This window comes from Polaromonas sp. P4_H1 (assembly GCF_056400945.1).
Map to the genome: position 1 here is coordinate 589,518 of NZ_JBFUKG010000001.1, position 20,917 is coordinate 610,434.

A 20,917-nucleotide genomic window follows, 5' to 3' on the forward strand; every position below is an offset into this window, starting at 1 on the left:
GGTTGTTGGCATTAAAACCGTGCTGTTCCCGCAACTTCATCAGCTACCATCCACGCATGAGCGCGCTTGAACTGACCCTCCTGTACCTGCTGGCCGCGGTGCTGGGTGTGGTGGTCTGCCGCTCGTTCAAATTGCCGCCCATGCTCGGCTACCTGACTGTGGGCGTGTTGATCGGGCCAAATGCGCTGGCGCTGGCGGAGAACTCGGAGGGCGTGCGCCATCTGGGCGAGTTCGGTGTCGTGTTTCTGATGTTCGTGATCGGGCTGGAGTTCAACCTGACCAAGCTGCGCTCCATGCGCCGCCATGTCTTCGGGCTGGGGCTGCTGCAGGTGGCGCTCACCATTGTGCTGGCGACGCTGGGCTCACTGTTCCTGGCCAGCCTGGCACCCTCCTTATGGAAGATGAGCTGGCAAACCGCGCTGGCGCTGTCCGGCGCCATGGCCATGAGCAGCACGGCCATCGTGGTCAAGCTGCTGGCCGAGCGGCTGGAGCTCGATTCCGAGCACGGCAAGCGCATCATGGGCGTGCTGCTGCTGCAGGATCTGGCCGTGGTGCCCCTGCTGGTGCTGATTCCGGCCCTGGGGTCCTCACCCGACGAGTTGCTGGTGGCGCTGGCGATTGCCGCACTGAAGGCCAGCTTGCTGGTCGGGCTGCTGCTGACCGGGGGCCAGCGCGTCATGCGCTGGTGGCTGACGCTTGTAGCGCGGCGCAAAAGCGAAGAACTGTTTGTGCTCAACCTGCTGCTGGTCACGCTGGCGCTGGCCTGGATGACGGAGCGGGCCGGGCTGAGCCTGGCCCTGGGGGCCTTTATTGCCGGCATGCTGATTTCGGAAACCGAATACAAGCACCAGGTGGAGACCGACATCCGGCCCTTTCACGATGTCCTGCTGGGCCTCTTTTTCATCAGCATCGGCATGATGCTGGACTGGCGGGAGGTGGCGGTGCACTGGCGGCTGGTGCTGCTGCTGACGACCGCACCGGTCGCCTTCAAGCTGCTGCTGGTCACGGGGCTGGCCCGCTCGCTGGGCGCGACGGGGGGCGTTGCACTGCGTACCGGCCTTTATCTGGCGCAGGCGGGTGAATTCGGTTTTGTGCTGCTGACGCTGGCGCAGCAGAACCGCCTGCTGTCAGCGGGCCTGGCGAACCCCATCCTGGCCAGCATGGTGCTGTCGATGCTGGTCACGCCCTTCATCATCATGTACAGCAACCAGATCGTCATGCGGCTGGTCTCCAGCGAATGGCTGCAGCAGTCGCTTCAGATGACCACGATTGCGCGCAAGTCCATCAACGCCAACAAGCATGTGATCATCTGCGGCTATGGCCGCTGCGGCCAGAATCTGGGCCACATGCTGGAGCGCGAAGGCATCCAGTACATGGCGCTCGACCTGGACCCCGACCGCGTGCGGCAGGCCACGGCGGCGGGCGACTCGGTGGTGTTTGGCGACGCGGTGCGCCTGCAGGCGCTGGTTGCCGCGGGCCTGTCACGCGCCAGCGCCGTGGTGGTGACCTATCTGGACACCGCCAGCGCCCTCAAGGTGCTGGCCAACATCCGCGCCCATGCGCCCACCGTGCCGGTGATTGTGCGCACCGAGGACGACCATGACCTGGAAAAGCTGCAGGCCGCCGGCGCCACCGAGGTGGTGCCCGAGGCCATTGAAGGCAGCCTGATGCTGGCCAGCCACGCGCTGGCGCTGGTCGGCGTGCCCATGCGCCGCGTGATTCGCGTGGTGCAGGACCAGCGTGATGCGCGCTACAACCTGCTGCGCGGCTACTTTCGCGGCGCCGATGATGACACGGTCAATGAACTGGAGCAGGAGCGCCTCGCGACCGTGACGCTTCCCTTTGGCATCAAGTCACTGGGCCAGACGCTGGGCTCGCTCACGCTGGACGCCGCAGGCGTGCGCGTGGTCAGCCTGCGGCGCAGCGATGGCAAGATGCTGGACGCCCTTGAGTCCACGCGGCTCGACGGCGGCGATACCCTGGTGCTCTCGGGCAAGCCCGCGGCACTCGCCCTGGCCGAAGAAATATTGTTGGGTGGCCGCGCGAACTGACTGAATAACCCCGCGGCCCAGGCCAGCACTGCCGCTGCGGCGCTGTTGCGCGCGAGCGGCGCTTAATTCAGTTCGCCGTATTGCGTGCTGCTGAGTACCGGCGACACAGCGGATGACGCCATCTCGGTGTCTTCAAAGCCGGTGAGCAGGGTATAGGAATGCGGGCCACTGCGGGTTTTGGCGGCGTACTCCACCGCGCCCCCCGGGCCTTGCGCAGAGGCGGCCATCAGGGCTTGTTTGAATGCCACAACCTCATCGGCCTGGATAGGCTCATAGCGCGGCGTGGACGACGCGGCCTGCGCAGCAAGGGGCGCCACTGCCGCAGCACCCCGCGCCAACGGGGTCGACGTTTGCGCCGCAGTCTGGGAACCCGTGCCGGGCTTACCCACGGCAACCGCCTCGTCCATGCGCCAGTAAACGGCCGGCACCGTGATCTCAAAACGAGCCCTGGCGTTCTGCACGATCAGGGCTTCAATGTCGCCCAGTTGCTCGGGCAATCCGCCAGAAGCTTTGGCCAGATCCAGCATGACCAGAAACTCGTTGCCACGCGAGTCCAGGGACAGTACCTTGAATTTATAGCTGGCCGACAGCACCCCGGCGCGGGTCATGGCCTCGCGGATCGCGACATAGAGCTGCTCGCGGCGGGCGTGGCGCTTGACTTTGCGGCCGTCTCCAGGCTCTTCGGTTTCTGGCGCCTGACGCTGGGTCGCAGCGGCGGATCCACGCTTTTTTTCCTCACGTGCAGCAGACTTGCTCGTGTGGGACTTGGCGGAAAACCAGTTTAGAAAAGACATAGTTGGAGTTCTCGGGATTGGTGCCCGCCTCCTTGTCGGTCAGAAGGCAGCGCTTTACTGCGAAGTCACAGGTTTGTGTGTCGCTGTAGTTTACTCAGCGGATTTCATTTCGCCAAACACGACGTCGTCCTGTCGGCACAGTTACCTGGCAAAGCCCGGTAAAAAATCACAGAAATCCAACTTGGCTATATCCGGGAACCGCCGGAGGGTTCCGATCCCGCATCGCGCGCGACGCCGTTCCGGTGTCCTGAAGACTGCCGCGCGTGATGCGCGAGCCGTCAGGTCACCGCCACACGCCGGGGACGGTTGTACAGGCGTTTGGCCATCACGGAGCCCATCGCGACGGTCAGCTCCAGCGCGATCGGGCTGTGGCGGTTGGCCATTTCCAGGAAGCGCATGGGTGTCAGGCACCAGAGTTTGCAGGGGGTGGAGGCGTTCACCGTGGCACTGCGCGGCAGGTGCGAGAAAAAGGCGCCTTCGCCCAGGACGGTGCCGGAGCCTACCAGCGCCATCCGCACGCGTGCCTTTTCATCCTCATAGTGAACGCTCAAGGTGCCGCTTTCGACAAAATACAGCGTGCGGTCCAGCGCCCCCTGCTCAAACAGCACCTGGCCGGTGTTGAGGGCAAAAGGCTGCAGATAGCTGGCAAGAATGTCCCAATGCGGCTGGTTGAACTGGCAGCGCAGGGCATCGCCACTGTGGCAATTCGTGATGGCCTGGGCAAGACCCTGGATGTCAAAGCTGATGGGGGCTGCTAAGGGGGCGTTCATGGTGTGCCCGACGATACCTTTGCCCCATGGCCGCAGCAAGGGACACTAACGCTCACTTACACCTGATACAGGGAGCAATTGTTTTGTAAGCAGGGCATTGGAAGCGTACTTCTGGCCTTCACTAGCCATTACTCGCCGTCCCTCGCCGTCATCGCTGCCACTCGCCGCCGGTTTAAGCCGGGCTTAAACATCCCGGCAGCGCCTCTGAACTCCCTGAATTCCCTGAACTACTTCCCGATACAGAATCTGGAAAAAATCTCGCCCAGCAGGTCGTCCGGCGTGAACTCACCCGTGATCTCGCTGAGCTGGCGCTGCGCCTGCCGCAAATCCTCCGCCAGCAGGTCCAGCGCCGGCCGTGCCGCCTGCAGCTGGCGCGCCGCGGTGGCCAATTGGGCCTGCACCTGGTGCAGTGCGCGCACATGGCGTTCACGCGCCATGAACACGCCTTCAGGCGCCGCTTGCCAACCCACCACCTGCAGCAGGCGCTGGCGCAGTGGTTGCAGGCCGGCACCTGTCTTGGCGGAAATCAGCACGCCCCCCTGCACCTCCTGCACTTCCCGCAGCAATGCCGGACTGGCCAGGTCCGATTTGTTCCAGACGTCAATGATGGCCGTGTGTTCAGGCAGTTTTTGGGCCAGCGTCCGTGCGATCCGGTCATCGGCCGCCAGGTAATTCATGGCATCCTGCGCTGGCACCGCGGCATCCCGCCGGGTCAGGTCATGCAAAAACAGGACCGCGTCGGCGCTTTCAATTTCCGCCCAGGCGCGTTCCACGCCGATTTTCTCCACCTCGTCCAGCGCCTCGCGCAGGCCGGCGGTGTCGACCACGTGCAGGGGTACGCCCTCGATCTGGATCAGCTCGGACACCTTGTCGCGCGTGGTCCCGGCAATCGGCGTCACGATGGCCAGTTCGGCGCCGGCCAGCGCATTGAGCAGCGAACTCTTGCCGGCATTGGGCTGGCCCGCAATCACCACCTTGATGCCCTCGCGCAGGATCGCGCCCTGCGTGGCGCGCTGCATCACGCCCGCCAGCGTGCCCTGCAGCCGCGACAGCTGGCCCTGGGCGTCGGCCTTCTGCAGAAAGTCGATGTCTTCCTCCGGAAAGTCCAGCGTGGCCTCCACCAGCATGCGCAGGTGAATCAGCTGCTCCAGCAAGGTATTCACCGCCAGCGAGAACTCGCCCGACATGGAGCGCGCCGCCGACCGGGCCGCCGTTTCGGTGCTGGCATCGATCAGGTCGGCGATGGCCTCGGCCTGTGCCAGGTCAATCTTGTCATTGAGGAAGGCGCGTTCGGTGAATTCCCCGGGTTGCGCCACCCGCAACTGCACCAGCCACGGCTGGCCGGTGGCCGGGTTGAGCGCGGCGCCCGCTTCCAGGCAGCGCGCCAGCAGCAGCTGGAGCACCACCGGCCCGCCGTGCGCCTGCAGCTCCAGCACATCCTCGCCGGTGTAGGAATGGGGTGCCGGGAAGTGAATCGCCAGGCCCTGGTCGAGCACCTGGCCCTGCGCGTCCCTAAACGGCAGGTAGGTGGCCTGGCGCGGCGCCAGCGCGCGACCGCAAATGGCCGCAATCACAGGGGCGATGTCCTTGCCCGAGACGCGCACAATGCCCACGGCGCCGCGGCCGGGTGCGGTGGCGATGGCAACAATGGGGTCGTGGTGTCGGGCCAGCATGGTGTGTAGATGTTAAGGGGCAAACAAAATGTTGGCTCCTGGGCGAGGGTAACCCTCACCGCCCAGGTCAGCCTCCAAACAGCCTCCAAAGAAAAAAGGCCGCAGCGCGGCCCTTTTTTTATTCCGAGTCCGCTTTACCTGAACTTCGGCAGGTTGAACTGCGGCGGTACACCCATTCGCGTGTTGATCACCCACTGCTGGGCGATGGACAGGATGTTGTTGGTGATCCAGTACAGCACCAGGCCGGCCGGGAAGAAGAAGAACATCACACTGAAGATCAGCGGCATGAACCACATCAGCTTGGCCTGCATCGGATCCGGCGGCGCGGGGTTGAGCGCCGTCTGCAGCATGGTTGTCAGGGTCATGAGGACGGGCAGGATGAAGAAAGGATCGGGCGCCGAGAGGTCATGAATCCACAAGACCCAGGGCGCGTTGCGCATTTCGACGCTGGACAGCAGCACCCAATAGAGCGCAATGAACACCGGGATCTGGATCATGATGGGGAAGCAGCCGCCCATGGGGTTGACCTTTTCCTCGCGGTAGATCTTCATCATCGCCTGCTGCATCTCCTGCGGCTTGTCCTTCAGGCGTTCGCGCATCTCCATGATCTTGGGGTTGATGGCCTTCATCTTGGCCATGCTGGCGTAGGCCTTGGCATTGAGCCAGTAAAAGGCGATCTTGAGCAGCAGCACCAGCGCCACGATGGACCAGCCCCAGTTAAGGAGAAAGCCATGCAGCTTGTCGAGCAGCCAGTACAGCGGCTTGGCCAGGATGGTCAGCCAGCCGTAGTCCTTCACCAGCTCCAGGCCGGGGGCCAGGGCTTCCAGTTTTTTCTCTTCCTGCGGGCCGACAAACAATCTCGACTCGATGGTCTTGGTGGCGCCCGGTGCAATGCTGTCCAGCGGCGTGATCAGGCCAACCGCATACAGGTTGGTGTCGACCTTGCGCAGGAACAGGTCGCGCTTCAGGCCATCGGCCAGAATCCAGGCTGCGGCAAAGTAGTGCTGGACCATGGCCACATAGCCGTTGGCCGCCTGTTTTTCCACATCGACCTTGTTGTTCTCGATGTCCTTGAATTCCACCTTCTGGTACTTCTTGGCTTCGGTGTAAATGGCCGGACCGGTGAAGGTGGAATAGAACGATGATTCGCCCGGCGGTTTGTTGCCGTCACGCACCAGCTGCATATAAAGCTGCGGCGCCACCGGCGCGCTGCCGGTGTTGATGATGTCGTGGCGCACGGCGATGTCGTACGCGCCGCGCTTGAGCGTGTAGGTCTTGACCAGCTTGACGCCGCCGAGGTCTGCCGATTCAAACTTGATTTGCAGCTCGTTCTGGCCGTCCTTCAGGCTGCGCTCGCCGGGCACCACGGTCATCAGGGTTTTGTGGGTCGGGAAGGTGCCGCCTGTGCCGCTCGCGATCAGGCCGGTCTGCGCCACATAAACCCGGTTGGTGCTTTCGTCGAGCAGCACAAAGCCGGCGTCGGTGTTGGCCATGTCCTTGAAGCGGGTAAACGCGGAATGGACCAGCGTGCCGCCTTCGCTGTCAAAGGTCAGCGCCAGCACGTCGGTGTTCACCACCACACGTTCGCGGGTTGCCGCGGCCATGGGGGATGGCGCGCCTGCGGGCACGGCGCCGGGCGCAGAACCAGGCACGGCGGGAACCGCGCTGGCGGTGGCCGGCGCAACCGGCACAGAAGAAGCCGGCGCCGTGGGCGCCGACGTTGCGCCGACAGGTGTTTTGGCGGTCTGCGTGGCACCGGGGAAGAAGGTGGCTTTGTGGCCGTTGAAAACCTGCCACTGGTCCCACAGGAGAACCATGGAAAAGCCAAAAATCACCCACAAAATGGTGCGGCGGATGTCGTTCATGACGGCGTCTTTTTAGAAGGAGTGGAAGTCACGGGTGTGACCAGTCGGGTGAAAAGAGGCGTCGGGCCCGCTGGCGGCACGGGATCAAGCCCGCCGTCGCACCAGGGATGGCAACGCGCCAGGCGGCGCAATGTGAGGTAGCTTCCCAAGGCTGCGCCATGCAGTTGCAAGGCCTGCAGGGAATAGGCCGAGCAGCTGGGTTCAAACCGGCAGGCAGAGCCCAGCCAGGGGCTGAGCAGCAGGCGGTAGCCTTTGACCAGCCCGATCAGCAGGCTTTGCGGCAAACGCAGCAAAGGTGTCAGTGGCGCCAATAGCGCCACGAGCCGGTGCACCGCGGCAAGGAAAGGGGAAGGGACGAGCGGCTTCATGGAGCCTTGGCTCCCGCCTGCATCAGGGCCTGCACTTCGGCGCGCACCGCTTCCTTGAGCTGCGTTGAACTGGCGCTCACGAACTCGGCACGGGAAAAGTCACGGCGCAGCCGGACCACAAAAGCAGCCTGCGGATACTGATGCAGAAACTCGGCACTCACGGTATAGATCTGCCTCTTGATCGCATTGCGCGTAACGGCCCGTTTGGCCCAGCGTTTGGGAACCATCGCACCGATCCACTGGTCCTGGACAGGAAACAGGGCGGGCGAATCGGCACCTTCGACGGGCCGTGCGGGAACGGGCTTCGCATCCAGCGCATTGCGGTGCAATGCGAAGTGCGTCGTCCTTGCAACAATGGCGCCGGCAAGTACTGCCTGGAACTGGGATCGGGTTTGAAGCCGCTGCACTGGCGCCAAGCGTCAGCTCAAGAGCAAAGAGCCAGCCAGAAAACCAGCCTAGACGGCCAGGCGCTTGCGGCCTTTGGCGCGGCGTGCAGCGATCACTGCGCGGCCGCCACGCGTTTTCATGCGCGTCAGAAAGCCGTGCGTGCGTGCGCGCTTGACTTTGGAAGGTTGGTATGTGCGTTTCATGATAAATCCTACTAGCCTTAATTCGGCTGTTAACTCGGCTGTTAGCTACAAGCTTTCCCCGGCGATTCGAATGATCTTGGTGGCCGTACAGCACGGCCATCTTTGCAAGCCCGCAGGACTTGCGCCGCACCTGCAGCAACCTCAAAGGCCTGGGTTACAAGCCGGTCGTGCAAGCGGCATCCATCCGCTACGAATCAGGGAAACCCATGATTATCGCAGATTTCCCAACCCTGGCAACAAGTTAGGCGCCGCAACTGCCGTAAAGCTTAAGAAGCCTCCTAGAAGCTCCGTCAAACGCTGAAAATAGGTTGAAACCCGGGGCAAGTATTTTGTGGATAACTTGCCACGCGGACTACAATTGCGGGTGCTAAAAATAAACAATATCCACAAGCAGCCGCTGACTGCTTTGCACCTGCAGCCCAGCCAAATCCCGTCATGAGTGAGGTCTCCATTCCTAGCCTGAGTCACGATCTGTGGCAAAACTGTGTCGACCATCTGGCGCAGGAATTACCCGAGCAGCAGTTCAACACCTGGATCCGTCCACTGGTCGTTGATGTGGCTGCGGACCTCTCCAAAGTCACCATCCAGGTCGGCAACCGCTTCAAGCTGGACTGGATACGCGCCCAGTATGCGGCGCGCATTTCTGCCTTGCTCGAAAAAATCTCGGGCCACAGAATTTCTCTGGAGTTAGCGCTCGCTCCGCGTGAGTCACCCGCCAAATCAGCTTCCTTGACCAGGAGCTTTGAAGGCGTTGGGGTTGCCGAGCCAGCCGGTCTGGGCGTTCCCGAAGAAGTGGCCGGCGCTCCGTTCAAGAACCGCCTCAACAGCGCGCTGACCTTTGACACCCTCATTGAAGGCACGGCCAACCGCATGGGCCGGGCCGCGGCGCTGCATGTCTCGAGCAGCCTGGGGCAGCTTTACAACCCCCTCTTTATCTACGGCGGCGTCGGCCTCGGCAAAACGCACTTGATGCACGCCATCGGCAACAAGCTGCTGGCGGACAACCCTTCGGCCAAAGTTCTCTACATCCATGCCGAGCAGTTTGTTTCGGATGTGGTTAAGGCGTACCAGCGCAAGACTTTTGACGAGTTCAAGGAACGCTACCACTCGCTCGATTTGCTGCTGATTGACGACGTGCAGTTTTTTGCCAACAAGGACCGCACGCAGGAAGAGTTCTTCAACGCCTTCGAGGCCTTGCTGACCAAAAAATCGCACATCGTGATGACCAGCGACACCTATCCCAAGGGTCTGACGGACATCCATGAGCGCCTGGTGTCGCGCTTTGACTCCGGCCTGACGGTGGCGATCGAGCCGCCCGAGCTCGAGATGCGCGTGGCCATCCTGATTCGCAAAGCCGAGGCCGAAGGCACGGTCATGCCGGAGGAGGTCGCGTTTTTTGTGGCCAAGAACGTGCGCTCCAACGTGCGTGAGCTCGAAGGCGCGCTGCGCAAGATCCTGGCCTATTCGCGCTTCAACCTCAAGGAAATCTCCATCCAGCTGGCCCGCGAAGCCCTGCGCGACCTGCTGTCGATTCAGAACCGGCAGATTTCCGTGGAAAACATCCAGAAGACCGTCGCCGACTATTACAAGATCAAGGTCGCCGACATGTACTCCAAGAAGCGCCCAGCCAGCATTGCCAGGCCACGCCAGATTGCCATGTACCTGGCCAAGGAACTCACGCAAAAGAGCCTGCCCGAGATCGGCGAGCTGTTTGGCGGCCGCGACCACACCACCGTGCTGCACGCCGTGCGCAAGATGTCTGCCGAGCGCCAGCAAATGACCGAACTCAACCAGCAACTGCATGTGCTGGAACAAACCCTGAAAGGCTGAAATGAATGCTTTATGACTCAGTTTTCAGGGCATAAGTCGATGAATAACACGTTCACAACAACCATGGGGACAACTTTTGAACAACCCATGACTTATCCACAGAAGCCGATGACAATCAAAAGTTGTTCATGTTTTACGGAGACTTCACAAGGCCTCTGAACACATAGTTAAACAAACGCCAAGTGGTTGATCAAAAAGGGGAAAATAGCGCTATCCACAGATTTGCGTGGCCCTTACTACTACTACTAATTTGAATTAAAGAATTAAAGATAAATACAAGAGGAACTCATGATCGTTCTGAAAGCCACCCAGGATAAAGTTTTGTCGGTACTGCAATCGGTCGCGGGCATCGTGGAGCGCAGGCACACCTTGCCGATCCTGGCCAACGTGCTGATCCGCAAAACCGGCGCGCAGCTGCAGCTCACCACGAGCGATCTTGAAATCCAGATCCGCACCACCGCCGACCTCGATGGCGATGCCGGCAACTTCACCACCACGGTGGGTGCGCGCAAGCTCATCGACATCCTGCGGTCCATGCCCAGCGACCAGACCGTGTCGCTCGAGTCGGCGCAAAGCAAGCTGATCCTCAAGGGCGGCAAGAGCCGCTTCACGCTGCAAACCCTGCCAGCCGAAGACTTCCCGCTGGTGCAGGAAGCCGCCAACTTCGGCCCCAGCTTCTCGGTACCGCAAAAGGTGCTCAAGGAGCTGCTCAACCAGGTGTCGTTTGCGATGGCGGTGCACGACATCCGCTACTACCTCAACGGCATTTTGTTTGTGGCTGAAGGCAAGCAGCTAAGCCTGGTGGCCACCGACGGCCACCGCCTGGCGTTCTCGTCGGCCACGCTCGATGTGGAAGTGCCCAAGCAGGAAGTCATCCTGCCGCGCAAGACCGTGCTGGAAATGCAGCGCCTGCTCAGCGACAAGGAAGGCGCCATCGAGATGCAGTTTGCCGGCAACCAGGCCAAGTTCAGCTTCGAGGGCATGGAGTTTGTCACCAAGCTGGTCGAAGGCAAATTCCCCGACTACAACCGCGTGATTCCGAAGAACCATAAAAACATCATCACGCTGGGCCGCGTGCCGCTGTTGGCCAGCCTGCAGCGCACCGCGATTCTCACGAGCGAAAAGTTCAAGGGTGTGCGCCTGAACATCGAACCCGGCACGCTGCGGGTGGCGTCCAATAACGCCGAGCAGGAAGAGGCCATTGACGAGCTCGACATCGACTACAGCGGCGACGCCATCGAAATCGGCTTCAACGTGACCTACCTGATCGACGCACTGGCCAACATGGACCAGGACATGGTGAAGATCGAGCTGGCCGACTCCAACAGCTCGGCGCTGCTCACCATTCCCGACGATGCAGCCTTTAAATACGTGGTGATGCCCATGCGCATTTGATGCATTTGGTCACGCTAAAAGCGCGCCCAAATTCAAACAGACCCGCTTGCTAGAGCGGGTTTGGTCATTCAAGAGATTGAAGAAATCGAAAAGATTTGGAAGTAAAGCTGGTTATGACTGAAGAAAACAATGTGAACGGGGCCGATCAGGTGCACGTAACTGACGGTACTGCGGGCGAGGAAAGCTCCAATTTCCAGCCCAAAATCGACACCAACCAGGCCGGCGCTTCAGAAGCCTACGGCGAAGGCTCGATCCAGATCCTGGAAGGCCTGGAAGCCGTGCGCAAGCGCCCCGGCATGTACATTGGCGACACTTCAGACGGCACCGGCTTGCACCACCTGGTGTTCGAGGTGGTCGACAACTCGATTGACGAAGCACTGGCCGGCCACTGCGACGACATCGTCGTCACCATCCACACCGACAACTCCATCAGCGTGACCGACAACGGCCGCGGCATTCCGACCGGCATCAAGATGGACGACAAGCATGAGCCCAAACGCTCGGCCGCCGAGATTGCCCTGACCGAGCTGCATGCCGGCGGCAAGTTCAACCAGAACAGCTACAAGGTCTCGGGTGGCCTGCACGGCGTGGGCGTGAGTTGCGTGAATGCGCTGTCAAAAATGCTGCGCCTCACTATTCGCCGCGACGGCAAGGTGCATGTGATGGAGTTCTCGCGCGGCTTTGTGCAAAACCGCATCATCGAGCAGATCAACGGCGTGGACGTCTCGCCAATGAAGGTGATGGACCACACCGACAAGCGCGGTACCGAAGTCCACTTTTTGCCCGACACCGAAATCTTCAAAGAAAACAACGATTTCCATTACGAAATCTTGAGCAAGCGCCTGCGCGAGCTGAGCTTTTTGAACAACGGCGTGCGCATTCGCCTGAAAGACGAGCGCAGCGGCAAGGAAGACGACTTTGCCGGCGCCGGCGGCGTGAAGGGCTTTGTTGAGTTCATCAACAAGGGCAAGACGGTGCTGCACCCCAACGTGTTTGCCGCCATGGGCGACCGCCAGAGCGACCAGGGCACCAACATCGGCGTGGAAGTCGCCATGCAGTGGAACAGCGGTTACAGCGAACAGGTGCTGTGCTTTACCAACAACATTCCCCAGCGCGACGGCGGCACCCACCTGACCGGCTTGCGCGCCGCGATGACGCGGGTCATCAACAAATACATCGACGACAGCGAGCTGGCCAAGAAAGCCAAGGTGGAAGTCACCGGCGACGACATGCGCGAAGGCCTGTGCTGCGTGCTGAGCGTGAAGGTGCCCGAGCCCAAGTTCTCCAGCCAGACCAAAGACAAGCTGGTAAGCAGCGAAGTGCGCGGCCCGGTCGAAGACATTGTGAGCCGCCTGCTGCACGACTACCTGCAGGAGCGCCCGAACGATGCGAAGATCATCGTCGGCAAGATCATCGAGGCGGCCCGCGCCCGCGAAGCCGCGCGAAAAGCGCGTGATATGACCCGCAGAAAAGGGGTTCTCGACGGCATGGGCCTGCCCGGCAAGCTGGCCGACTGCCAGGAAAAAGACCCCGCCATGTGCGAGATCTACCTGGTCGAGGGTGACTCCGCCGGTGGCTCCGCCAAGCAGGGCCGCGACCGCAAGTTCCAGGCGATTCTTCCGCTGCGCGGCAAGATCCTGAACGTCGAAAAAGCCCGCTACGAAAAGCTGCTGACCAGCAACGAGATTTTGACGCTGATCACCGCCCTGGGCACCGGCATCGGCAAGGCCGGCGGCATTGGCGGCACGCCCGGCACCGACGACTTCAACGTCGCCAAGCTGCGCTACCACCGCATCATCATCATGACCGACGCCGACGTGGACGGCGCGCACATCCGCACGCTGCTGCTGACCTTCTTTTACCGCCAGATGCCCGAGCTGGTCGAGCGTGGCCACATCTACATCGCGCAGCCACCGCTGTACAAGGTCAAGGCCGGCAAGGAAGAGCAGTACCTCAAGGACACCGCCGCACTCGACGGCTTCCTGCTGCGCATTGCGCTCAAGGATGCGAGCGTGCAAACCGGCGCCGACGCAAGCACCGTGCTCACCGGCGACACGCTGGCCGAGCTGGCCCGCAAGCACCAGCTGGCCGAGTCCGTGATTGCCCGCCTGCGCGGCTTCATGGACGCGGAAGCCCTGCGCGCGATTGCCGACGGCGTGAGCCTGAACCTCGACACCGTGGCCGATGCGGAAGCCTCCGCCGTGACGCTGCAGGTCAAGCTGCGCGAGCTGAACACCACGGGCGCCCCGGCCGAAGTGGCTGGCGAGTTTGACACCCGCAGCGACAAACCCATTCTGCGCATCAGTCGCCGCCATCACGGCAACGTGAAGAGCAGCGTGATCACGCAGGACTTTGTGCACGGCGCCGATTACGCCACCCTGGCCGATGCCGCCGCCACCTTCCGGGGCCTCATCAGCGAAGGCGCCAAGGTCATGCGCGGCGAAGGCGAGCGCCAGAAGGAAGAAAAAGTCAGCGACTTCCGCCAGGCCATGGCCTGGTTGATCGGCCAGGCCGAAAACGCCACCGCCCGCCAGCGCTACAAAGGCCTGGGCGAGATGAACCCGGCTCAGCTATGGGAAACGACGATGGACCCGCAAGTGCGCCGCCTGCTGCGCGTGCAGATTGACGACGCCATTGAAGCCGACCACGTGTTCACCATGCTGATGGGTGATGAGGTGGAACCGCGCCGGGAGTTTATTGAGCAGAATGCGCTGCGGGCTGCCAACATTGATGTTTAAGTATGGCGTCGGAGTCGCTTTGTGACTCGAGAGCTGATTCTTTATTGTGACGAATCAGACTCATCCGGCAAACACTTTGCAAATTTCTATGGCGGCGCATTGGTGGAGTCAACGCATCACGCGGAAGTGATTGCACGGCTAGATGCCTGCAAGGAACGTCTTAATTTGTTTGGCGAGCTTAAGTGGCAGAAAATCACTGAGCCTTACGCACAGAAGTACATTGATTTCGTGGAAGAAGTTTTTCTGCTTGTGAAAGAGGGCAAGCTGAAAATTCGAATCATGTTCACTCAAAACTACTTTTCAGCGCACCGCCTAACGACTGAACAGCGGGAAAATGGGTTTTTTCTTCTCTACTACCAGTTCATAAAGCATGCTTTTGGGCTTAAATATGCCGGCACGCTAGGTGTACGCACTGGAATTCGTATTTACTTTGACAAGTTACCAGATACCTCTGAAAAATGTGCCGCGTTCAAAGGTTTTGTAACGGGGCTGAATGCTAATTCGGGGTTTCGGCGGGCAAACGTGCACATTCGCGCTGATCAGCTTGCCGAGGTTGACTCCAAAGAGCATGTGATCCTTCAAGCTTTGGACGTGATTCTTGGATCTATTCCTTTTCGTTTGAACGACAAGCACAAGGAAAAGCCGGAAGGATCGAGGACGCGAGGCAAGAGAACCATCGCTAAAGAGCGTGTTTATAAGCGGGTGCTGGCAGAGATTCGTTCTGCCTATAGTGGTAAAGCGTTCAACATTGGCATTTCCACTGGTGCCAACCCTGGACTGGAGAGTCGATGGAATGATCCGTACCGTCATTGGCTTTTCAAACCAGCGGATGGTGTCGTTCGGCCGGAGTTTGCAAAAAAACGAGGCGGAAAAGAAAAAAGCCCCGCAGGCACTACATAAATGTCCCAAGTGGAACTTGGGCGTTCGTGCGCTGAAGGGCCTAGAAATTATAAGTGAAGAAAGTAAAACCACGCAAATTGCATGCTTACCATTGCACCTTCAGCTGTTCGAATGATGGCTGATGCGGAAATGGCGGCATCACTGCTGGGCGGAGCCTCCCGCGTCATCGTCGAGCTCAATCACGGGAGATCATAAGATAGCGGTCTTACCGAAACTTGTTTGGAACGCTCATGGATTGGTCGCGCGAAGAGGTTGAAGCAATCGTTGCTGACTATTTGCAAATGTTGACGCTAGAGCTGGCGGGTCAAAGCTATAGCAAGACTGTGCATCGCCAAAAATTGCAGGCCAAGTTACAAGAGCGTTCCGACGCCTCTATTGAGTTCAAGCACGGCAATATCAGCGCGGCAATGATAGACCTCGGGTTTCCCTACATTCGAGGCTACAAACCCCGATCAAACTACCAAGCGCTTCTGGCGGTCGTTGCCGCAGATCAAGTTCGCGGTAAAACGACGCTTGACAGCGCTGCGCTTGCGGCTGTCCAGCAGCCCGCGTTAGTGCCAACGTTAGTTGACTTCACTAAAGTGAAATCAGATGCCCCTCAGAAACAGAATCGAGCGACTGAATCCGTAAATCCCCTATTTTTCAAAGCTGTAAAACGCGACTACCTCGAACGGGAAGCTCAGAATCAATCATTGGGACTGGCCGGCGAAGAGTTCGTCGTTAAGTTCGAGCATTGGCGGCTCATTGCACTTGGTCAGCAACGGCTTGCAGACAGGGTTGATCACGTTTCCCAATCGAAGGGAGACGGTCTGGGTTACGACATACTGTCTTTTGATGCGGATGGCAAAGAACGCTTTATTGAGGTGAAGACAACCTCGTTTGGTCGTGACACACCGTTTTTTATTTCGCGGGGCGAGCTTGCCCTATCGCATGGTGCTGAAGACCAATTTCATCTTTATCGACTTTTTGAATTCAGGAAAGCGCCCCGCCTTTTTGATCTGAAGGGTTCGCTTGATCAGCATTGCGTTCTAGATCCGGTGACTTATCGCGCTAGCTTTGGCTAAGCGGCGTTGGATGATGAATAGTCAAGATATAACGGACATCAATAGCTGCTGAATTCATAGCAGACATGGCCCGCAGCTGGCCAGACGGGCAGGCCTCTTCGCGCGTCGGGGGTGGCAATTCCTTACAAAACTCAACACGCCAGACGCAGGCGTGTCATCTTGGCGGCGCAACATCGCCCCTTTGCTGCCAAAGGAGACATGTATGAAGAAGCTTGCGAACTTTTTGTTCCGTCCGCGCTACCTGCGGGCCATTCCTTCGCTGGTGGTGCTGACCACAGCCATGGCCTGGGGTGTGGCGCCTGATTCGGATGTGATGGATACCGTGCAGAAGAAGGCGGTGGGCGTGACGCTGTCGCTGAACCACACCGCCGCTGCGGGCGCTGGCTCTAATGACAAACCTGACACCGACGCGGCTGCCGGTGATTCGCTGGCTAGTTGATGGGGGCGCCATGGGTGGCTTGCTGGCCAGCACGTAAGAAAAACTGGCCTGAAACCACGGCAGCACATATGTAGGCTGCGATTGTTGAAGGGTCGAAGCCCAACGACCAAGCTCAGGGCGAACGGTAGTGAAGTGTCGATGCCGCTGGGTGCCACCCGCATGCGGGGCACTGCCCACCCGGGAAGAGAACGTTGGGAGCCATGGCGGTTGAGGCGTGTGCGCACGGCACTGCCGCATAATTGCCGCAACTTACTCCGAAGGGGTTCACATGGCGGTATTGATCCTGGGCCTTATTCTGTTTTTGGGCGTGCACTCCACGCGCATCGTGGCCGACGGCTGGCGCACGCAGATGATGGCCCGGCTGGGCGAGAAGCCCTGGAAGGGTGTTTACGCGCTGCTCTCCATTGCCGGCTTTGTGTTGCTGGTGTGGGGCTATGGCCTGGCGCGCCAGAACCCGGTGGTGCTGTGGACGCCGCCCGTGGGCATGCGGCATGTGGCTGCGCTGCTGATGCTGCTCGCCTTCATCCTGCTGGTGGCCACCTATGTGCCGCGCAACGCCATCAAGGCAACGCTGCATCACCCCATGCTGCTGTCGGTGAAGGTGTGGGCCCTGGCGCACCTGCTGGCCAACGGCACGCTGGCGGGCGTGGTGCTGTTTGGCGCCTTTCTGGTGTGGGCGGTGTGTTGCTTCAAGGCGGCGCGGGGGCGGGACCGTGCGGCGAACACCGTGTACCCGCCGGGCACGGCGGCCGGCACGGCCATCACGATGGCGGTGGGTTTGGTGGCCTGGGCCGGGTTTGCGTTCTGGGCCCATGGCGTGCTGATTGGCGTGCGGCCGCTGGGCTGAGGGTGGCTGTGCAACCCATCGCCGTCATCGACTTTGAAACCACGGGCCTGTCGCCGGCCATGGGCGACCGCGCCACCGAGGTGGCCATCGTGCTGGTGGAGGGCGGCCGGGTGGTGGACCGCTTTCAGAGCCTGATGAATGCGGGGGTGCGCATCCCGGCCTTCATCACGGGCCTCACGGGCATCACCAACGCCATGGTGGCCGGCGCGCCCGATGCCGCCACGGTCATGGCCGACGCCAACCGCTTTGTGGGCAACGCGCCCCTGGTGGCGCACAACGCGTCGTTTGACCGCAAGTTCTGGGAGGCCGAGCTAAGCCGTGCCGGGGAGAGGGCGAGCCAGCCGTTTGCCTGCACCATGCTGGTGGCCAGACGGCTCTACCCCCAGGCGCCCAGCCACAAACTGGGCGTGCTGGTCGATTACCACCACTTGCCCAAAGCCGGCCGCGCGCACCGGGCACTGGCCGATGCGGAAATGGCGGCGTCGCTGCTGGGCCAGATTCAGCATGACCTGCGTTGCCGCCACGGCGTGGCCCGCCCCGACCATGCCCTGCTGATGGCTCTACAGCGCTGCGCCAAACCGGCGGTGCCTGCGTTGATGGCGCAATACACCGACGGGTGAACCGCGGCGTAGGTTGCGGGCAGACTTAGAGCCGCTAACAAAACCCTCCTGGCGTCGTTGTGCCGCCTTGGCCGTGCTACAGCACTGTCTGCGGCGGCACGCCTGGCCAGGACCGCTTCGCTGGGTTTTGTTAGCGGCTCATATTTGTTTTCCCCTGTGTCTCCTTGTCGCGTATGCACTCGCGGCGCTGTCTGACACCGGGGCGGATTGGGCCTTTCCAGAATGGGGTTGACTAGTGGCGTGAGTGCGTTTGCGCATGCGCCTGTCTTCAACCGCTATTTCTATTGGAGAACCCACCATGACTTATAAACAGAACCCGCGCGACGAAAAGGTTGAGCACCTTGGCAAGGTGGTGAATGACCACAACAAGGTAGGCGAGCAGCCCCTCACCCAGAAAAATGAGGCCCAGCGCACCTCGGAAAGCCGGGCGGACCGGGAGGCGCACATCGGCAGCGGGAATCAGACGCAGTCGCGCCGGGGCAATACCGGGCATTAAGCTGCCTTGTGGAGGCGCGGCAGGCTTGTCCAGGAGCCGGAATGGCCTCGCTGCAGTGTCATGGGCGCCCTGAGTGCTCTGACGCAACCTCGTTTGTTGCTGCAAGCTCTGGATTGAGGGCGGCTGGGTTGGCGCTGTGCAAAAGCGTCCGCTTTTGCCGGACCTCGATTTGAACTTGGCGTGGATCGGCGAAGTCGCATCCAAACCCGCAAAAATAAACGCAGGAATTGTAAAAAGTCTATATAAAGCATAGACTTGCGAATGCTTGGAAAGTCGCAAAAATTCGCTCTTTATGATCACCCCGCGCAGATGGAGCCCTTGCTGCCGGGTGAGCATCTCCTGGAGCCGCTGCTGGAGCAGGCTCATGATCTGCAGCGCGAAGCGCGCAGTCTGGCGGGGGCAGGCGCACCGGCCGATCTCCGCCAGCTGCTGCGAGCGATGAATTCCTATTACAGCAACAAAATCGAGGGGCAGCACACGCTGCCTTTTGAGATTGAGCGCGCGTTGCACAATGACTATTCGCAGGACGGGGACAAGGCGCGGCGCCAGCGGCTGGCGCTGGCCCACATGGAAACCGAGCGTGCCATTGAAACCGGCTGGAAAGGCTGGTCCAGCCAGCAGGTATGGTCTGCGCAAATGGTGCGCGACATTCACCAAGACCTGTTTGCCCGCCTGCCGGATGTCGACCGTGTGCTGCCCGAGGGCGATGTGCTGGTGCCTGGCGCTTTGCGCGACCGCGAGGTCAGTGTGGGCGTGCATGCGGCGCCGGCCCACGCGGCCATCAGCGCCATGCTGGAGCGCTGGGGCGGTTTTTACGGCGGTGTGCGACGCGGTGAGCTGCAGGTTCTGGCCGTTGCCGCTTCGCACCACCGGCTGGCGTGGATCCACCCGTTCCGCGACGGCAATGGCCGCGTGGCGCGGCTCCACACACACCTTGCGCTGGGCGCGCTGGGCCTGACCAATGGCTTGTGGTCGCCGCTGCGCGGCTTTGCCCGCAGCCATGAGGCTTACTACCTGCATCTGGCCGCCGCTGATGAGCCGCGGGCCGGTGACCTGGATGGGCGTGGCAACCTGTCGGAGCGCGCGCTGATTGCCTGGATGCGCTATGTGCTGGGCCTGTGCATTGACCAGGTGCGCTTCATGGCCGGCTTGCTCGACATGGCCGGCATGAAGGACCGCATTGCCGCCTGCCTGGCCTTCGAGGAAAACGTGGTGAAGCGCGGTGTGCGCAGCGAGTCGCTGCGGGCATTGCACTACCTGCTACTCACGCAGGCCGAACTGGAGCGCAGCGAGTTCAAGGCTTTGCTGGGGCTGGGGGAGCGCCTTGCCACGGCGCAGGTGACGGCACTGCTCAAGCGCGGCCTGCTGGCCACGGACTCGCCCCACGGCAAGTTGCGCTTTGGTGTGCCGCAGCATGCACTGCGCTTTTACTTTCCCAGCCTGTGGCCCGAGGCCGAGGCGGGCGGTGATTCGGGGCAATAAAAGCCTGCAGCCATTGTCTGGCAGTCGCCCGTGCTGGCGACGCTGAAGCCATATTGCGGGGACCTGATGATGAAGTATTTGCCGGCGCAGCAGAGGCTCTGGCTGCTCATGGGCGTTGCGGCGGCAAAAGCGGGCTTGCGGGTGTTTCGCTTGCTGACATGCGATACATCCGGGCGGCTGCGCTGTTTCACATGATGAAGATCGTCTGATTAATGAGCGCTCACTTATTCCGTGGCCCCCATGAAACGGTGATTGCGCATCGACTTACAAAGTCAACGAAGCCGACACCTCAAGAACAATTCCACCGGAGAAGATGAATGCTTCTTCAATTTACAGGAGCTTCAATGACTCGATTTCAAAACTTCCCTGCCCAACTTGCTTCTACTCGCCCTTCCCGCGCCGCTCGTCCGCGGATGTTGCGGGCCATTCCGTCCATGGTGATTTTGACCACCGCCATGGCGTGGGGCGCGGCCTCATATGCTGGCGTGCCGGGCCTTGATGGCGCATTGGCTGGCCAGGGCGGCCTCACCGTTGCCGCGGGCCCCTCTGTCGGGGTCGGCGTGGGTGCAGGCGCTGGGGGCGGTGTGAGTGTGGGCACCGTGGGGGTAGGTGCCGGTGGTGGTGCCAACACGGGTGTCACGGTTGGCGGCGGAACCGCCAATAAGGGCTTGGGGCTTGATACCGCCGCGCAGGCGGGCGCCAACCGCAACGTCACCGCCGAAGAGCGCGCGGCAGCCACGGCGGATGCTGACGTCCGGGCGGGCGGTGCGGCGAATGCCTCGGGCGGCACCAGCCGCGCAGGTGCGGTGCTTGACGATGCCAAAGGCACCGCCCGAGCCACGGGCAGTACCGTGAGGAAAACGGGCCAGGGCATCACCCGCGGTGTGACCAGCGGCGCGCAAGGCGCAGGCAGTGTGGATGCGGCTGCGGGCGCTGGCGTGAACGCCAGCGGGGGCGTTGCCGGCGGGGCTGTCAGCCGTTAAACCATTAAAGAG

Annotated in this window: 19 protein-coding genes; 12 read left to right on the forward strand and 7 right to left on the reverse strand. The window is 61.1% G+C overall.

The genetic code is table 11. The features are described from left to right. The first annotated feature begins 56 nt into the window (after window positions 1–56). Complete coding sequence (locus tag AC1DS5_RS02715; protein ID WP_477716704.1) at window positions 57–2,051, forward strand: monovalent cation:proton antiporter family protein; 1,995 nt, start codon at window positions 57–59, stop codon at window positions 2,049–2,051. 62 nt (window positions 2,052–2,113) lie between these two features. Here the strand turns inward: AC1DS5_RS02715 and AC1DS5_RS02720 are convergent, their stop codons facing one another. From AC1DS5_RS02720 to rpmH, 7 genes are all read right to left on the reverse strand, one after another. Further along, window positions 2,114–2,845: a hypothetical protein gene (locus AC1DS5_RS02720; protein ID WP_477716705.1), complete on the reverse strand. Its 732-nt coding sequence runs from the start codon at window positions 2,843–2,845 to the stop codon at window positions 2,114–2,116. A gap of 278 nt (window positions 2,846–3,123) precedes the next feature. Further along, window positions 3,124–3,615 (reverse strand): Crp/Fnr family transcriptional regulator, encoded by a 492-nt coding sequence (locus AC1DS5_RS02725; protein WP_477716706.1) that lies wholly within the window; start codon window positions 3,613–3,615, stop codon window positions 3,124–3,126. Window positions 3,616–3,842: 227 nt separating this feature from the next. Then, complete coding sequence (mnmE, locus tag AC1DS5_RS02730; protein WP_477716707.1) at window positions 3,843–5,288, reverse strand: tRNA uridine-5-carboxymethylaminomethyl(34) synthesis GTPase MnmE; 1,446 nt, start codon at window positions 5,286–5,288, stop codon at window positions 3,843–3,845. 134 nt (window positions 5,289–5,422) lie between these two features. Next, on the reverse strand, window positions 5,423–7,153 hold the full coding sequence (yidC, locus tag AC1DS5_RS02735; RefSeq protein WP_477716708.1) for a membrane protein insertase YidC: 1,731 nt from the start codon (window positions 7,151–7,153) through the stop codon (window positions 5,423–5,425). Continuing rightward, entirely contained in the window at window positions 7,150–7,437 is a 288-nt protein-coding gene (gene yidD / locus AC1DS5_RS02740) for a membrane protein insertion efficiency factor YidD (protein ID WP_477716746.1), read from the reverse strand. Before yidD ends, yidC begins: the two co-directional genes overlap by 4 nt. Before the next feature lie 80 nt (window positions 7,438–7,517). Next, window positions 7,518–7,928: a ribonuclease P protein component gene (locus tag AC1DS5_RS02745; protein ID WP_477716747.1), complete on the reverse strand. Its 411-nt coding sequence runs from the start codon at window positions 7,926–7,928 to the stop codon at window positions 7,518–7,520. 48 nt (window positions 7,929–7,976) lie between these two features. After that, window positions 7,977–8,111: a 50S ribosomal protein L34 gene (gene rpmH, locus AC1DS5_RS02750; protein WP_007862708.1), complete on the reverse strand. Its 135-nt coding sequence runs from the start codon at window positions 8,109–8,111 to the stop codon at window positions 7,977–7,979. A gap of 435 nt (window positions 8,112–8,546) precedes the next feature. Between rpmH and dnaA the strand changes: the two genes are divergently transcribed. The 11 genes from dnaA to AC1DS5_RS02805 all read left to right on the forward strand — a co-directional run bounded on the left by dnaA (window position 8,547) and on the right by AC1DS5_RS02805 (window position 20,905). Further along, the gene (dnaA, locus tag AC1DS5_RS02755; RefSeq protein ID WP_477716709.1) at window positions 8,547–9,941 is read left to right on the forward strand and encodes a chromosomal replication initiator protein DnaA; all 1,395 of its coding nucleotides are present in this window, start codon (window positions 8,547–8,549) and stop codon (window positions 9,939–9,941) included. Between the two features lie 288 nt (window positions 9,942–10,229). Beyond that, window positions 10,230–11,336, forward strand: a complete 1,107-nt coding sequence (gene dnaN / locus AC1DS5_RS02760; protein ID WP_477716710.1) for a DNA polymerase III subunit beta — start codon at window positions 10,230–10,232, stop codon at window positions 11,334–11,336. Between the two features lie 113 nt (window positions 11,337–11,449). Beyond that, the gene (gyrB, locus tag AC1DS5_RS02765; RefSeq protein ID WP_477716711.1) at window positions 11,450–14,074 is read left to right on the forward strand and encodes a DNA topoisomerase (ATP-hydrolyzing) subunit B; all 2,625 of its coding nucleotides are present in this window, start codon (window positions 11,450–11,452) and stop codon (window positions 14,072–14,074) included. Between the two features lie 21 nt (window positions 14,075–14,095). Further along, window positions 14,096–14,974 carry a DUF3800 domain-containing protein gene (locus AC1DS5_RS02770; protein ID WP_477716712.1) on the forward strand — a complete coding sequence of 293 codons (879 nt, stop codon included), beginning with the start codon at window positions 14,096–14,098 and terminating at the stop codon, window positions 14,972–14,974. Window positions 14,975–15,204: 230 nt separating this feature from the next. Further along, on the forward strand, window positions 15,205–16,038 hold the full coding sequence (locus AC1DS5_RS02775; RefSeq protein WP_477716713.1) for a protein NO VEIN domain-containing protein: 834 nt from the start codon (window positions 15,205–15,207) through the stop codon (window positions 16,036–16,038). A gap of 202 nt (window positions 16,039–16,240) precedes the next feature. Further along, window positions 16,241–16,477, forward strand: coding sequence for a hypothetical protein (locus tag AC1DS5_RS02780; RefSeq protein WP_477716714.1), 237 nt, complete (start codon window positions 16,241–16,243; stop codon window positions 16,475–16,477). A 268-nt stretch (window positions 16,478–16,745) separates the two neighbouring features. Beyond that, the gene (locus tag AC1DS5_RS02785) at window positions 16,746–17,324 is read left to right on the forward strand and encodes an NnrU family protein (protein WP_477716715.1); all 579 of its coding nucleotides are present in this window, start codon (window positions 16,746–16,748) and stop codon (window positions 17,322–17,324) included. Window positions 17,325–17,332: 8 nt separating this feature from the next. After that, the gene (locus tag AC1DS5_RS02790) at window positions 17,333–17,944 is read left to right on the forward strand and encodes a 3'-5' exonuclease (protein ID WP_477716716.1); all 612 of its coding nucleotides are present in this window, start codon (window positions 17,333–17,335) and stop codon (window positions 17,942–17,944) included. 298 nt (window positions 17,945–18,242) lie between these two features. Continuing rightward, window positions 18,243–18,440, forward strand: a complete 198-nt coding sequence (locus AC1DS5_RS02795; protein ID WP_477716717.1) for a hypothetical protein — start codon at window positions 18,243–18,245, stop codon at window positions 18,438–18,440. 261 nt (window positions 18,441–18,701) lie between these two features. Then, entirely contained in the window at window positions 18,702–19,922 is a 1,221-nt protein-coding gene (locus tag AC1DS5_RS02800) for a Fic family protein (protein WP_477716718.1), read from the forward strand. A gap of 344 nt (window positions 19,923–20,266) precedes the next feature. Then, window positions 20,267–20,905, forward strand: coding sequence for a hypothetical protein (locus tag AC1DS5_RS02805; protein ID WP_477716719.1), 639 nt, complete (start codon window positions 20,267–20,269; stop codon window positions 20,903–20,905). Window positions 20,906–20,917 lie beyond the last annotated feature (12 nt).

What these genes read in the sequence shown, in the direction of transcription:
- gyrB (WP_477716711.1), top strand. Translation starts at nt 11,450, where the DNA reads ATGACTGAAGAAAACAATGTGAACGGGGCCGATCAGGTGCACGTAACT.
- AC1DS5_RS02725 (WP_477716706.1), bottom strand. Translation starts at nt 3,615, where the DNA reads ATGAACGCCCCCTTAGCAGCCCCCATCAGCTTTGACATCCAGGGTCTT.
- AC1DS5_RS02720 (WP_477716705.1), bottom strand. Translation starts at nt 2,845, where the DNA reads ATGTCTTTTCTAAACTGGTTTTCCGCCAAGTCCCACACGAGCAAGTCT.
- AC1DS5_RS02780 (WP_477716714.1), top strand. Translation starts at nt 16,241, where the DNA reads ATGAAGAAGCTTGCGAACTTTTTGTTCCGTCCGCGCTACCTGCGGGCC.
- yidC (WP_477716708.1), bottom strand. Translation starts at nt 7,153, where the DNA reads ATGAACGACATCCGCCGCACCATTTTGTGGGTGATTTTTGGCTTTTCC.
- mnmE (WP_477716707.1), bottom strand. Translation starts at nt 5,288, where the DNA reads ATGCTGGCCCGACACCACGACCCCATTGTTGCCATCGCCACCGCACCC.
- AC1DS5_RS02785 (WP_477716715.1), top strand. Translation starts at nt 16,746, where the DNA reads ATGGCGGTATTGATCCTGGGCCTTATTCTGTTTTTGGGCGTGCACTCC.
- dnaA (WP_477716709.1), top strand. Translation starts at nt 8,547, where the DNA reads ATGAGTGAGGTCTCCATTCCTAGCCTGAGTCACGATCTGTGGCAAAAC.
- AC1DS5_RS02775 (WP_477716713.1), top strand. Translation starts at nt 15,205, where the DNA reads ATGGATTGGTCGCGCGAAGAGGTTGAAGCAATCGTTGCTGACTATTTG.
- dnaN (WP_477716710.1), top strand. Translation starts at nt 10,230, where the DNA reads ATGATCGTTCTGAAAGCCACCCAGGATAAAGTTTTGTCGGTACTGCAA.
- AC1DS5_RS02795 (WP_477716717.1), top strand. Translation starts at nt 18,243, where the DNA reads ATGACTTATAAACAGAACCCGCGCGACGAAAAGGTTGAGCACCTTGGC.
- AC1DS5_RS02805 (WP_477716719.1), top strand. Translation starts at nt 20,267, where the DNA reads ATGACTCGATTTCAAAACTTCCCTGCCCAACTTGCTTCTACTCGCCCT.
- rpmH (WP_007862708.1), bottom strand. Translation starts at nt 8,111, where the DNA reads ATGAAACGCACATACCAACCTTCCAAAGTCAAGCGCGCACGCACGCAC.
- AC1DS5_RS02800 (WP_477716718.1), top strand. Translation starts at nt 18,702, where the DNA reads ATGCTTGGAAAGTCGCAAAAATTCGCTCTTTATGATCACCCCGCGCAG.
- AC1DS5_RS02715 (WP_477716704.1), top strand. Translation starts at nt 57, where the DNA reads ATGAGCGCGCTTGAACTGACCCTCCTGTACCTGCTGGCCGCGGTGCTG.